The organism is Streptomyces sp. NPDC058457 (assembly GCF_042720695.1).
Classification (GTDB): domain Bacteria; phylum Actinomycetota; class Actinomycetes; order Streptomycetales; family Streptomycetaceae; genus Streptomyces.
Genome location: NZ_JBHXLU010000054.1, coordinates 20,016 through 33,164, shown reverse-complemented (window position 1 = coordinate 33,164; position 13,149 = coordinate 20,016). Strand labels below are relative to the sequence as shown.

The 13,149-nt window shown below is 71.3% G+C and carries 12 protein-coding genes and 1 pseudogene; 6 read left to right on the top strand and 7 right to left on the bottom strand.

Annotated features, from left to right (window positions below):
- The first annotated feature begins 158 nt into the window (after nucleotides 1–158).
- Nucleotides 159–1,502 carry an FAD-dependent oxidoreductase gene (locus ACFWPS_RS33565; RefSeq protein ID WP_383712016.1) on the top strand — a complete coding sequence of 448 codons (1,344 nt, stop codon included), beginning with the start codon at nucleotides 159–161 and terminating at the stop codon, nucleotides 1,500–1,502.
- A 120-nt stretch (nucleotides 1,503–1,622) separates the two neighbouring features.
- Nucleotides 1,623–2,975: a nucleobase:cation symporter-2 family protein gene (locus tag ACFWPS_RS33560; RefSeq protein ID WP_383712013.1), complete on the top strand. Its 1,353-nt coding sequence runs from the start codon at nucleotides 1,623–1,625 to the stop codon at nucleotides 2,973–2,975.
- Between the two features lie 100 nt (nucleotides 2,976–3,075).
- Here the strand turns inward: ACFWPS_RS33560 and ACFWPS_RS33555 are convergent, their stop codons facing one another.
- The 4 genes from ACFWPS_RS33555 to speB are packed head-to-tail and all read right to left on the bottom strand — an operon-like array spanning nucleotide 3,076 to nucleotide 6,660.
- The gene (locus ACFWPS_RS33555; RefSeq protein ID WP_383712010.1) at nucleotides 3,076–3,471 is read right to left on the bottom strand and encodes a nuclear transport factor 2 family protein; all 396 of its coding nucleotides are present in this window, start codon (nucleotides 3,469–3,471) and stop codon (nucleotides 3,076–3,078) included.
- Nucleotides 3,468–4,121, bottom strand: a complete 654-nt coding sequence (locus ACFWPS_RS33550; protein WP_383712007.1) for a cyclase family protein — start codon at nucleotides 4,119–4,121, stop codon at nucleotides 3,468–3,470. Before ACFWPS_RS33550 ends, ACFWPS_RS33555 begins: the two co-directional genes overlap by 4 nt.
- 5 nt (nucleotides 4,122–4,126) lie before the next feature.
- A complete protein-coding gene (locus ACFWPS_RS33545) occupies nucleotides 4,127–5,695 on the bottom strand; it encodes a purine-cytosine permease family protein (RefSeq protein ID WP_383712005.1) in 1,569 nt (522 codons plus the stop codon).
- Nucleotides 5,692–6,660, bottom strand: coding sequence for an agmatinase (gene speB, locus ACFWPS_RS33540; RefSeq protein ID WP_361281819.1), 969 nt, complete (start codon nucleotides 6,658–6,660; stop codon nucleotides 5,692–5,694). Before speB ends, ACFWPS_RS33545 begins: the two co-directional genes overlap by 4 nt.
- 152 nt (nucleotides 6,661–6,812) lie before the next feature.
- Here speB and ACFWPS_RS33535 point away from each other — a divergent pair, with 152 nt between their 5' ends.
- Together ACFWPS_RS33535 and ACFWPS_RS33530 are read left to right on the top strand one after the other, a co-directional pair.
- Nucleotides 6,813–8,300: a PucR family transcriptional regulator gene (locus ACFWPS_RS33535; protein WP_383712002.1), complete on the top strand. Its 1,488-nt coding sequence runs from the start codon at nucleotides 6,813–6,815 to the stop codon at nucleotides 8,298–8,300.
- Nucleotides 8,301–8,445: 145 nt separating this feature from the next.
- On the top strand, nucleotides 8,446–8,937 hold the full coding sequence (locus ACFWPS_RS33530; RefSeq protein WP_383711999.1) for a cupin domain-containing protein: 492 nt from the start codon (nucleotides 8,446–8,448) through the stop codon (nucleotides 8,935–8,937).
- Nucleotides 8,938–8,988: 51 nt separating this feature from the next.
- Here the strand turns inward: ACFWPS_RS33530 and ACFWPS_RS33525 are convergent, their stop codons facing one another.
- Both ACFWPS_RS33525 and ACFWPS_RS33520 read right to left on the bottom strand, forming a co-directional pair.
- Nucleotides 8,989–10,311, bottom strand: coding sequence for an SGNH/GDSL hydrolase family protein (locus tag ACFWPS_RS33525; RefSeq protein WP_383711997.1), 1,323 nt, complete (start codon nucleotides 10,309–10,311; stop codon nucleotides 8,989–8,991).
- A 39-nt stretch (nucleotides 10,312–10,350) separates the two neighbouring features.
- Nucleotides 10,351–10,566, bottom strand: a pseudogene (locus tag ACFWPS_RS33520) (cellulose binding domain-containing protein); the annotation flags it as partial.
- A 378-nt stretch (nucleotides 10,567–10,944) separates the two neighbouring features.
- Here ACFWPS_RS33520 and ACFWPS_RS33515 point away from each other — a divergent pair.
- Together ACFWPS_RS33515 and ACFWPS_RS33510 are read left to right on the top strand one after the other, a co-directional pair.
- On the top strand, nucleotides 10,945–11,739 hold the full coding sequence (locus ACFWPS_RS33515; protein ID WP_383711994.1) for a pectate lyase: 795 nt from the start codon (nucleotides 10,945–10,947) through the stop codon (nucleotides 11,737–11,739).
- 155 nt (nucleotides 11,740–11,894) lie between these two features.
- Entirely contained in the window at nucleotides 11,895–12,356 is a 462-nt protein-coding gene (locus tag ACFWPS_RS33510) for a hypothetical protein (RefSeq protein ID WP_383711992.1), read from the top strand.
- Between the two features lie 4 nt (nucleotides 12,357–12,360).
- On the opposite strand, the gene ACFWPS_RS33505 is transcribed toward ACFWPS_RS33510, so the two are convergent.
- Nucleotides 12,361–12,921 carry an SMI1/KNR4 family protein gene (locus tag ACFWPS_RS33505; RefSeq protein ID WP_383711989.1) on the bottom strand — a complete coding sequence of 187 codons (561 nt, stop codon included), beginning with the start codon at nucleotides 12,919–12,921 and terminating at the stop codon, nucleotides 12,361–12,363.
- Nucleotides 12,922–13,149: the final 228 nt, after the last annotated feature.

Here is a 13,149-nt window from a genome sequence, read left to right as displayed (position 1 = left end):
AGATTAAGAAACGATGCTTCTAGCACATACGCAACGTAACCTCATGATCACACTCCGGACCCCCGGACACGCGTCCGCGTCACCCCAGCGGCCCCTGTCGAGGCGGCCGGGCCGGTGGGATGCTGGAGCCACCAGCCCCTCGGGCAAGGAGTCCCCCTGTGTTGCGTGTCGCCGTCGTCGGCTCCGGGCCGAGCGGGTGCTACACCGCCCAGAACCTCGTCCAGCTCGATCCCACCGTGCTCGTGGACGTACTGGACCGGTTGCCGTGCCCGTACGGACTGGTGCGCTACGGCGTCGCCCCCGACCACGAGAAGATCAAGTCGCTGCAGGGGAACCTGCGCACCGTCCTGGAGCACGAGCGGGTGCGGTTCCTCGGCGGGGTCCGGGTCGGGGGCGCGGGCGGGCTGCCGGTGGAGCGGCTGCAGGAGATGTACCACGCGGTGGTGTACTGCGTGGGCGCCGCGACCGACCGACGGCTCGGGATTCCCGGCGAGGAGCTGCCGGGCAGCTGGTCGGCGACCGAGTTCGTGTCCTGGTACAGCGCGCATCCGGACGCGATCGACGCCGGGTTCGTGCGCGACGCCCGGTCGGCGGTGGTCATCGGGGTCGGCAACGTCGCCGTGGACGTGGCGCGGATGCTGGCCCGGGGCCTGGCGGAGCTCAGCCCCACCGACATGCCCCAGGCGGCCCTGGCCGAGCTCGCGGCGAGCCGGATAAGAGACGTCCACGTGGTGGGCCGGCGCGGCCCGTCCCAGGCCCGCTTCACCACCAAGGAGCTGCGCGAGCTGGGCGGTCTGCCGGGCACCGAAGTCCTCCTGGATCCGGATGAGTTGGCGCTCGACCCGGCCTACACCGATCCCTCCGCGCTGGCCGCCGCCCAGCGCCGCAACGTGGAGGTGCTGCGCGGCTGGGGCGGTGCCGGCGGCCGGGGTGCGGAGCGCAGCATCTGGCTGCGTTTCTTCCTGCGCCCGGTCGAACTCCTCGCCGACGGCGGGCGGGTGGGCGCGGTGCTCTTCGAGCGCACGGAGATCGACGCACGCGGCAGGGTGCGGGGCACCGGACAGTACGAGACCGTCGAGGCGCAGTTGGTGCTGCGGTCGGTCGGCTATCGCGGAGTACCGCTGGACGGGCTCCCGTTCGACGAGGAGAGCGGCACCGTGCCGCACGAGGCGGGCCGGGTCCTGCACAGCTGCTTCGGCCCGCCCGGCGACTACGTGGCCGGCTGGATCAAGCGCGGCCCGACCGGCGTCATCGGCACCAACCGGCCCGACGCCAAGGAGACGGTGACCTCCCTCCTGGAGGACGCGCCCGCGCTGCTGCGCAAGGAGGTGCCGGAGGACCCGGTGGCCGCGCTGCGCTCGGCAGGCATCGAGCCGGTCCCGTGGACGGGATGGCAGGCGATCGAGCGGGCCGAGGCGGCGCTCGGCGCCCGGCTCGGCCGCAGCGTGGTCAAGCTGGCCGACTGGAACTCCCTGCTGGCGGCGGCGCGATCGGGGTCGTAGCGGAGTCACGCGCGATCAGGTGGGCATGACACGTATCGGCAACGAGTCGGAAATCAACAAACTGTTCAAGCCGCTTACCGTCTCGTGCTGCCCGGATGTCGTCCCCGCTCTGGAGTCCCCATGGCCACCACCAGCGCCTCCGTCCATCCCGTCGACGAGGTCCCACCCGTACGGCAGTTGGCCGCGTTCGGCCTCCAGCACGTGCTCGCGATGTACGCGGGCGCGGTCGCCGTTCCGCTGATCGTGGGCGGTGCGATGAAGCTGTCGCCCGCCGACCTGGCGTATCTGATCACCGCCGACCTGCTGGTGTGCGGCATCGCGACGCTCATCCAGTGCGTGGGCTTCTGGCGCTTCGGCGTCCGGCTGCCGATCATGCAGGGCTGCACCTTCGCGGCGGTCTCGCCGATGGTCCTCATCGGTACGACGGGCGGCGGGCTCCCCGCCATCTACGGCTCGGTGATCGTGGCGGGCCTGGCGATCATGCTGCTCGCGCCCGTCTTCGGCCGGCTGCTGCGCTTCTTCCCGCCGCTGGTCACCGGCACGGTGATCCTGATCATCGGGGTCTCGCTGCTGCCCGTCGCGGGCAACTGGGCGGCGGGCGGCGTCGGTGCGAAGGACTTCGGGGAGCCGAAGAACCTGGCGCTGGCGGCCTTCGTGCTCGCGGTGGTGCTGGGCGTGCAGCGGTTCGCGCCCGCCTACCTCGCCCGGATCGCCGTCCTCGTCGGCATCGCGGTGGGCCTGGCGGCGGCGGTGCCCTTCGGGTTCACGGACTTCAGCGGGGTCGGGGACGCGGACTGGCTCGGCATCAGCACGCCGTTCCACTTCGGAACGCCGACGTTCAAGGCCTCGGCGATCGTCTCCATGCTGGTGGTGGCCCTGGTCACGATGACCGAGACGACGGGTGACCTGATCGCGGTCGGCGAGCTGACCGGCCGCAAGGTCGAGCCGCGCTCCCTCGCCGACGGTCTGCGCGCCGACGGCCTCTCGACCGTACTCGGCGGTGTCTTCAACACCTTCCCGTACACGGCGTTCGCGCAGAACGTGGGCCTGGTCGGGATGACCCGGGTGCGCAGCCGCTGGGTGGTCGCGGCGGCCGGCGGCATCCTGGTGCTGCTCGGCCTGCTGCCCAAGCTGGGCGCCGTGGTCGCGGCGATTCCGGCCCCGGTGCTGGGCGGCGCGGGCCTGGTGATGTTCGGCACGGTCGCGGCGAGCGGCCTGCGGACCCTGGCGTCCGTCGACTTCCACGGCAACAACAACCTGACGGTGGTGGCCGTCTCGGTGGCGGTCGGCATGCTGCCGGTGGGCGTACCGACGGTCTACGAGAAGTTCCCCGACTGGTTCCAGACGGTGATGAACAGCGGCATCAGCGCGGGGTGCCTGACGGCGATCGTGCTGAACCTGCTCTTCAATCATCTGCCGGCGAGGGCGGATTCGGCGCCGGGGGCGGTTCCCAGCGGAGCCGAGTCCGCCTAGGCGCTCCGCTGGGGGGTGCCGTGATATGCCGTCTGCGGCGCCATCGTGGCTGGTCGCGCAGTTCCCCGCGCCCCTTCGGGGCGCTTCCGAACCGGCGCTGTCAGACGGTGGCTGCGGACAGGTGCTCGTGGACTGCCTGCCAGTCCCCGTCGCCGGCACGGTGGAAGACGATGGTCTCCCGCTCGCGGAGAGCCTCCTCGCCGGCCGTGGTGGAGATGCGGGTGGTCACCGAGTGGGTGAACACGGCTGTGTCGCCGAGGAGTTGGAGGCGGCGGTCGGTCGAGTCGCAGGACAGGACGCGGAAGGCGTCCTCCTCGCTCCACTTCTGCCACAGGGCGCGGTACTCCTGGGTGGAGTCCAGGCGCCGGTCGGAGGTGTGGAAGACGAACGTGGCGTCGGGCGCGAAGGCGTCGAAGTAGTCGTCGGTGCGGCCCTCGGCGAAGGCGGCGACCAGTGCGTCGGCGGCAGCGAGGGCGGTGTCGTGGTCGTTGCTCAAGGCTTCGGCTCCGAGATCCGGGCCACGGCGCGGACGGGTGCGCCGTCCGCGCCGGGCAGGTGCAGGGGGAAGAGGCTGACGTGGACGTCCTGGCCGGTGTGCTGGGCGTCCAGGACCTCGGCCAGGTTGGCGAGGTTCTCGGCGATGACGGCGTCGGCGCCGCACAGGATGCGGTGGGCGGGCAGGGTCTCGCCTGGGGTGGGGTCGACGCTGAGGGCGTCGATGCCGACGGTGTACACGCCGCGGGCGACGAGGAGGGCGGCCGCCTCCTCCGTCAGGTAGGGGTGCGCGTGGTAGGCGTCGGTGCCCCAGTGCGCGGACCAGCCGGTGGCGATGAGCACGATCCGGCCGGCCGGGACACCGGCGAGCAGGTCCGGCCCGATGGCCGCCCGGGGCGCGAGGCCCCGGGCGTCGACCACGTGGGCGGGGCCGTCGAAACGGTCCAGCGGCAGCTGGTCAAGCGCGGGCAGGCCGTCCTCGATGTGGGACGGGGCGTCCACGTGCGTACCGGACTGCGAACCCATGTGCACCTGAAGGACGTTGACACCGTCCCGGGCCGCGGTGAGCGCGGGCCGGATGTCCACCTCCGGGTCGCCGGGGTAGACCGGCATGCCGGTGCGCAGCGGCACGGACAGGTCGATCAGGCGCATCCCGCTCACACCTCCGCAGGCTCGGGGGCCGCGACGGGAACGCCGTCGGCCGCGGTGATCGGCGGCACCGGGGTGTCGACGGCACGCACCAGCCGCGGGCCCTCGCGGCCGAAGACGGCGCGGGGCTCGGGGAAGAGCCACAGCAGCGCGAGGTAGCTGACCGCGGCCAGGCCCAGTCCGACGGGCAGCGAGATGTCCACGCCGCCCGCGAGGTCGCCCAGGGCGCCGACGAACTGGCCCGGGAGGTTGACGAACTGGACCGCGAGCAGGGCGGAGGCCAGCCAGGCAGCCATGCCGCGCCAGTTCCAGCCGTGCGTGAACCAGTAACGCCCGCCCCGCTGACGGCGGTTGAAGACCTGGAGCGAGTCGGGGTCGTACCAGCCGCGGCGGGTGAGGAAGCCCAGGGTCATGATGACCATCCAGGGCGCGGTGCAGACGATGATCAGCGTCGCGAAGGTGGAGATCGACTGGGTCAGGTTGGCGGCGAACCGGCCGACGAAGATGAAGCCGATCGACAGGACGCCGATGAACACGGTGGCCTGCACCCGGCTGAACCTGGGGAAGACGCTGGCGAAGTCGAGACCGGTGCCGTAGAGCGAGGTGGTGCCGGTGGACATGCCGCCGATCAGCGCGAGCAGGCAGACCGGCAGGAAGTACCAGGAGGGCGAGATCGCCAGCAGCCCGCCGACGTAGTCCGGGGCGTTCGGGTCGAGGAAGTTCCCCGCCTTCGCGGCGATGATCGAGGCGGTCGCCAGGCCGAAGAAGAACGGCAGGATCGTCGCGATCTGGGAGAGGAAGGCCGCGCCCATGACCCGGCGGCGCGGGGTGTCTGCGGGGATGTAGCGGGCCCAGTCGCCGAGGAAGGCCCCGAACGAGACGGGGTTGGAGAGCACGATCAGCGCGGAGCCGATGAACGCCGGCCAGAAGCCGGGGGTGCTCAGCGAGTGGAAGCTGCCCTGGTAGCCGGCGTCGAAGTCGCCGCCGAACGCGAAGAGACCGAGGACGAAGAGCAGGGAGGCGGCGGCCACCGCGATCTTGTTCACGAAGAGCATGAAGCGGAAGCCGTAGATGCACACCGTCAGCACCAGCGCGGCGAACAGCCCGTACGCGAGCGCGTACACGCCGTCGTTGGTCGGCAGGTGGAACATCCGGTGCGCGCCGCCGACCAGGGCGTCGCCGGAGGACCACACGGAGATGGAGAAGAAAGCGACCGCGGTCAGCAGGGAGAGGAAGGAGCCGACGACCCGGCCGTGCACGCCCAGGTGGGCGGAGGAGGACACCGAGTTGTTGGTGCCGTTCAGCGGCCCGAACACGGCCAGCGGCGCGAGGATCAGCGCGCCGACGGCGAGCCCGAGGCCGGTGGCCGCCAGGCCCTGCCAGAAGGAGAGCCCGAACAGGATCGGGAATGCGCCGAGGACACAGGTGGCGAAGGTGTTCGCGCCGCCGAAGGCGACCCGGAACAGGTCGAGCGGCCGGGCGGTGCGGTCGGCGTCCGGGATGCGCTCGACGCCGTAGGTCTCGATCTCGGTCAGCGACGGGGCGTCGTGCTGCTCCGCTTGGGGGCTGGTGGTCATGTCTGCTCCTCGCGAGGGCCGGCGGAGTCCAGGGTGAACAGGCTGATCAGGTCGTACGCGACGTGGGACGCGGCGACGGAGGTGATGTCGGCGTGGTCGTAGGCGGGGGCGACCTCGACGACGTCGCCGCCGACGAGGTTGAGCCCGGCGAGGCCGCGCAGGATCTCCAACAGCTCGCGTGAGGTCATCCCGCCGGCTTCCGGGGTACCGGTGCCGGGGGCGTGTGCGGGGTCGAGGACGTCGATGTCGACGGACACGTACAGCGGCCGGTCGCCGATGCGCTGCCGCAGCGCGTCCACGGTCTCGTCGACGCCGCGGCGCAGCACGTCGGAGGAGGTGACGATGCCGAAGCCGAGCCGGCGGTCCTCCTCCAGGTCCCGCTTGCCGTACAGGGGGCCGCGGGTGCCGACGTGGCTGAGCGCCTCGGTGTCGACGATGCCCTCCTCGACGGCGCGGCGGAACGGGGTGCCGTGGGTGTACTCGGCGCCGAAGTAGGTGTCCCAGGTGTCGAGATGGGCGTCGAAGTGGAGGACGGCGACCGGTCCGTGCCGCTTGGCGACCGCGCGCAGCAGCGGCAGCGCGATGGTGTGGTCGCCGCCGATGGTGACGAGCTTCGTGCCGTCGGCCTGGAGGCGGGAGGCCTCGTGCTCGACGGTCTCGATCGCCTCGTTGATGTCGAAGGGGTTCACCGGGATGTCCCCGGCGTCGGCGACCTGCACCGCCGCGAACGGCGACACGTCGAGCGCCGGGTGGTACGGGCGCAGCAGCCGGGACGCCTCGCGCACCGCGGCCGGTGCGAAACGGGCGCCGGGGCGGTAGGAGACGCCGGTGTCGAAGGGCACGCCGACGACGGCGATGTCCGCGCGGGGCACCTCGTCAAGACGCGGCAGCCGGGCGAAGGTCGCGGGTCCCGCGTAGCGGGGGATCCGGGAGGAGTCCACGGGTCCACGGGGCTCGGTCGTCATGGGGCACCTTCCTGTCGAGCCTGGGCGTACACCGCCGGGTGGGCGGACCCTGGACCGGAGCTGATGGTTCCGGTAGCGGGGGGATGCCTCAGTGTGCGGACGGCCGACCGGCAGGGTCAATTGTTGACAGCACGAAGAACTACAGTGGTCTTGTGTCTGACCACAAAGCAACGCCGCGTTCCGTCCTCACCGTCGGTGACCTCCTGTCCTTCCCGGCGCTGCAGATGCGCCTGCTCGCGGGCGGCGGCGGCCTGGGCCGTACGGTCTCCTGGGCGCATGTCAGCGAACTGGAGGACCCCACCCCGTGGCTGCAGGGCTCGGAGGTCCTCATGACCGTGGGCCTCGCCGTGCCCCGCGGCGGCGAGGCGCAGCGGCGCTATCTGGAGCGGCTCGACGACGCGGGCGTCGCGGCGCTGGTGCTCAGTACCCAGCTGCGGACCCCGCCGCTGCGGCAGGCGTTCCTCGCCGCGGCCGAGGAGCGCGGTTTCCCGGTCCTCGAGGTGCCGCTCACGGTTCCCTTCGTCACCATCGCTCAGGAGGTCGCCGCCGCGGTCAGCGAGAAGTCCGCCGAACGGCTCGGCGCCCAGCTCCAGGTCTTCGGCGCGCTGCGGTGGATGGCCGAGGAGAACCTGGACATCCCCGCGCTCTTCGACCGCCTGGAGCAGCTCAGCGGGTACCGCATCTTCCTGTGCACCCCCCAGGGACGCCCGCTGCTGCCCGGCGTCGCGGCACCCGAGGACCTCTCGGTGCTCCCGGCGGACCCGGACGCCCCGCCGACCGTGCCCGGCGGCTTCGTGCTTCCCGTCCTCGGCCCCGGCGGCGCGGCCGGCTACCTGGTCGCGCTGGAACAGGCCGGCGCCCGTCCGGCCGGGCTGGCCGTCGTCCAGCACCTGGCCACCGTCGCCGCCCTGCGGCTCGCGATGGTGCGCCAGGAACGCGAGGTGCTGCGGCGCGAGGGCGCGGAGACCCTGGCCGAGATGCTCCAGGACACCCTCGACCCGGCCGGCGCCCAGCGCCGGCTCGCCCACCACGGCCTGGACACACAGCGGCCGGTCGTCCTCGCGGTGCTCCGGCGCGCCCAGGACGAGCAGCTGGACGGCGCGCTGTCCGGCCACCCGCACCTGACCCTGCGCCGCGGCGAGGACCGGCTGGTACTGGCCGAACCCGGCTTCACCGAGGCCCTGGCCGACCTGCCGGGCGCGGTGTGCGGGGTGAGCCGGCCCTTCGCCGTCGGCGAGCCCCTGCGGGTCGCCCGGCAGGAGGCGGAATGGGCGGCCGGACGCGCGGAGGAGGCGGGCAAGCCGCTCCTCCACTACGGCGAGGACGCCACCGGGCGCTGGCTGCCCGAGGACCGCCGGCTGCTGTCGGCGCTGGTCGAGCAGGTCCTCGGCGAGGCCCTGCGCTACGACGAGGCGCACGGGTCTCAGCTGCTGGTCTCCGTCCGCACCTGGATGGAACGCGACCGCCGCACCGAGGACGCCGCCGCGGCCCTCCACATCCACCCCAACACCCTCGCCTACCGGCTGCGCCGTTTCGGCGAGGTGACCGGCCGGGACCTGTCGACGACCGCCGCCTTCACCGAGGTCTGGTTCGCCGTGCGCGCGGCCACCGAACTCGGCGTGGCGGTCGCGGGGCCGTAGCCGAGGAGCTCCCGGCCGCTGGCGGCCCGCGTCACTGAGGTCCGCCGCGACACGTCACCGCTCACCGACCGCGAACGCAACGGTCGCGGGACTGCCCGGCATACAGTCGATCACGCTCGGCACCGGACGCGGAAGGGACGACGCAGTGTCGGAGAAACCACAGCACGCTCATCCCCGGCACGACGTGAACGGGTCCGGGACCAGCGACGCGGACGGGTCCGGGACCGGCGACGCGGACGGCCCGAGCTGGACCCGGGCGGTGAAGGTGCTCCAGGACGCCGCTCCGATCACCGTCCCCGAGGGCGCCTCGGCGATGACCATCCACGTCGGTTGGGAGCCCGGCGACCCCGGAACCCCACCGCACCGCCACTCCGGCCCGGCGTTCGGCTATGTCCTCAAGGGCGCGGTCCGCTTCGAACTCGAGGGCGAGCCCGAGCGCGTCGTGGAGGCCGGCGGCACGTTCTGGGAGCCGGGCGGTGACGTCATCCACTACCAGGACGGCAACGCCCTCACCGACGCCAGGACCGAGTTCGTGGTCACCATGATGTGCGCGCCGGGCAAGCCCATGCTCGAACTGGTCGAGGAGGACGAGCTCAGGTCCCGCGCCCACCTGCGCGCCCCGCGGCCTGCCGGCTGACCCGTCTCGGGGTCTGGGACCGTCCGTAGTTCTTCAGCCGGCTCGGTCCCGCTACGAGGTGCGGAACAGCCCCGCCGGCACCGCCGCCGCCAGCGCCCCGTACCCGGTCGGGTTGAGGTGCAGCCAGTCCCCCACCTGGAGGTCGGCCCGCAGACGGCTCGGATCGGCCGGGTCCCGTACCGCCCGGTCGAAGTCGATCACCGCGTCGAAGTGCCCCTGCCCCCGGATCCAGGTGTTGACGCGCTGCCGGGCCGCCTCCCGCACCCCGGCCCCGTCGTCGTAGGCGTTGCCGCCGAAGGGCAGCAGGGTGGCGCCGTAGACCCGGATGCCCTGGGCGTGGGCGCGGACGACGATCTGCCGGTAGGCGGCGATCAGGTCGTCGGCGACGGTCTGCTGGGCCTGCGGGGTGGCAGCGGCGGTGCCGATGTCGTTGACGCCCTCGAAGAGGATCAGCCAGGAGACCCCGCTGCGGGAGAGGACGTCGCGGTCGAGCCGGGCCAGGACATTGGGGCCGAGGCCGTCGTTGAGGACACGGTTGCCGCCGGCCGCCTGGTTGAGCACGGCGATGTCGGAGGTACCCGCCCGGGACTGGAGACGGTCGAAGAACTGGTCGGGCCAGCGGTCGTTGCCGTTGGTCGTGGACCCCCGGCCGTCGGTGAGGGAGTCACCGAGGACGGCCACGGCCCGGGTCGCGGCGGGCACCAGGACCTCGACGTCGCTCAGCAGGTACCAGTGGTCGACCGTGGTCGCGCCCGGCAGATCCGGGTCCTGCGTGTGGTCTCCACCGACGAGGTACGACGTGGTGCGCGACCCCGGGTGCGAGGTGAGCGCCAGATCGGGCTGGCCCTGCGCGGTGTACGCCGTGACCGTGAGATTGGCCCCCGCGGTCAGCTCGAAGTCCACGGGATCGGAGACGACCTGGGCCCCGACGGGTACGACGGTCGCGGCGCGCCCGGAGAACGTCACCCGGTGCAGGCTGCCGGAAGCGATCCCGCCGACCCCCGCCGCTCCGCCCGCCGGAAGCGCCACGGTCACCGAGGTGAGCGGGAGCGCGGTGTCGCCGTAGGCGTTGGAGAAGCGCAGCCGGAGCCGGTGGGCGCCGACGGTCACGCGGACGGTCTGGCGCAGGGTGGTGTCGGCCAGGACCGACTTCTCCCCCGTGAAGGGCGCGGGCGGCAGGTTGCCGGGCTCGGTGAGCTGGGGCATCCCGGTCCAGGTGTTCACCCAGTGGCTGCCCTGGCGATCGGCCGAGGCGACCTGGCCGGTACCGCGGACCAGCGCGGTGACGGCCGTGGCGGTCACCACCAGGGCCAGGGCGAGAACACAGGTGCTGAGGAGCGTGGCGAACGGCGTTCTGCTGGGCTGCGGCTTCACGGGGACCTTCCTGGCGAGGGGACGGCGGCCGAGCCGTCGTCAACTGACCGTGCAGGGAGTGCCGTTGAGCGTGTACGCGGTGGGGGCCGCGATGTTGCCGGTGTGGGTGGCCTGGTGGCCGATGCTGACGCTCGCGTTCGGCGCGACCGTGGCGTTGTACGACACGTCGGCCGCCGTCACCGCACCGGACGCGGGGCTGTACGTGGCGTTGCAGCCGTTGGCGATGGTCTGCCCGCCGGGAAGGGTGAAGTGGAGCCGGGGCGCGGGCCCGGATGTGGAGCCGGATGTGGAGCCGGGTGTGGGGGCACGGCGTTGTCCCTTTCTGATCGCGGCTCGATGCGGCGTCGTGCGGGGAACTCCCGGCATGGTGGCATGCACACGGCCATCCATGGAAGCGCTCCCACACCACTTTGCGGGACGGTGGCGCGGCCGGAACGGGTGCTGCGCGAAGCGTTGACTAGAAAGCGCTTTCATCCTACGTTCCGTTCAGCACCCTGACCGACAGCCCTCGATGGCCCCATGTTCGTCCAGGTGTCCACGCACCGCGTTCCTCATGATGGACACCTTTCATTCACTTGGATGGCCGATGGAGCGCTGCCGCAGGCCCCCCACTCGAAAGAAGGCATACGGGACATGACTTCACGAGCACGGAGCAGTGCGCGCGCACTGCTGGGCGGGATGGCCGCCCTGGGATTCTCGTTTGGCATGCTCATGACGGCAGGAATCCCGGCGAACGCCGCTACCTGGCCGACCGCGAGCGGCAGCCAGGCCGTCACCGCGACGATCAAGCTGTCGGGCACCAAGGACTACGGGATGCTGCGCCTGTACGGCAGCGGCGACCTGGGCACCGGCGGACAGAGCGAGGACCAGGACCCGATCCTCGATCTGGCGGCCGGCACCGTCCTGAAGAACGTCATCATCGGCGCGCCCGCCGCGGACGGCATCCACTGCGAGGGCAGTTGCACGCTGCAGAACGTGTGGTGGGAGGACGTCGGCGAGGACGCGGCCACCTTCCGGGGCTCCTCGTCGTCCAACGTGTACACCGTCTCCGGCGGCGGTGCGAAGGAAGCCAGCGACAAGGTGTTCCAGTTCAACGGCGCCGGGACGCTGAACGTGTCCAACTTCGCGGTGCAGAACTTCGGCAAGCTGGTCCGCTCGTGCGGCAACTGCTCCACGCAGTACAAGCGCACCATCAACCTGAACACCATCGAGGCGACGTACAAGGGCAGCGCGCTGGTCGGAATCAACACCAACTACGGCGACAGCGCGACGCTGAAGAACATCACGATCGTCGGGGACAGCAGCAAGAAGATCGTGCCGTGCCAGAAGTACATCGGCAACAACACGGGCGCGGAACCACCGACGAACGGGAGCGGGCCGGACGGGACGTACTGCAAGTACGCGAGCTCGGACATCACCTACAAGTGAGCCGGGCCGGTGGGACCGCCGCCTCCCGCCGGGCGCCGGCGGCCCCACCGGCGCCCTCGGGCGCGCACAACTCCCGGGCGGTGCCGTCACGATGGGGGCGGATACGGGCTCCGGAGCCGTGCGGGCCGGTTCGAACTCTGCTGGGGGCACCTTGGATGAGGTGCCTCTGGGCCTGGGACGAGCAGACCTGGACGGTGTTCGTCGCTTCCGTCACGGGCGAGATCCGTCACCGGCACCGGGCTCACCTGGTGGCTTGGGGCTACCTCTTCGGCGGACACCGACGACTGCACCAGCGGGCCGGGGTGCCCAAGCTGCGGCCGCTGGCCGACTTCGCACTCGGACACGGAGCCGTCGACCCCGCTCTGGAACAGGTCTGCACACTGCTGGAACACTGGGAGACGTCACCCAAATCACAGCCGGAACTGGTCCGTTCCTCGGTGCTCGATGCCCTGCTCGGCGTCGGCAGCCCGCACCTGAAGGACGCGACCCCGGAACTACCGCAGAACCTGGACGCCGACCATCCCAGGCAACTGGGGACTGCCGACGGCTTCATCCCCGACACTCAGCTCATGAGATCGATCGGAACCGGAGAGGACGGCCACAGGCCGAACTCCTGAGGAGTCACGCAGCGTCGTACCAGGGCTTGTTCTCTGCCCAGTGTCGTACCCAGCCCGCAAACCCAGGCTCAGCCGTGGTGAACCCGAACTCCGCGCCGAAAGGGACGGCACCGACGTCACTGATCATCCAGACATGCCCTCGGTGGGGCCCGGTGACGATGAGGTGCCAGTTCATCGCGCACCCGTCGGTCCCGAGCACGAGTGAGCCGTGGTTGTAGACCTGCTCAAGGATGGTGTCAGTGTCCTCGGCCGGGTCGGAATCGTCCTCCCACATCCACGTCTCAGCCAGTGGGAACGGCCTGCTCAGGTCGCGTTCCTGCGCTTCGCCGCCCCAGTCGTCCGGCAGTTCTGCCACTGGCAACAGTCCGTACTCGGGCGGACCGGAGTACGAACCGTCCGTTATCTCAGCGACGAAGGTCCGATACGGCTCGGGCAGCACGATCCCGTGCTCTGCCTCGAAGGCATGCACTGCCTCCCATCCGAGAGCCGAATCCCCTCCGTCATCGACATCGAACGCCGCGCGGAGCGCCGACAACTCAGCAGGGTCAGCCTGATCAATGTTCATGCGTCATAGATACCGCCCCGCTCGGACAACGCCTCACGCGATGCCTCCACCCCGCCCAGAAAGGTCACACCCCTGTCTCAGTTCTCAATGATTTGCCACTTGATGCCGTTGTCGACCAGGTAGCGGATCGCTTCGGGTATCGCCCGGTGGCAGTACGTCTCTTGCCGGCCCCGGGCCCGGTCCGCGTCCGTCACGTCCGACGGATACCGCCGAACACGTTCCGGGTGA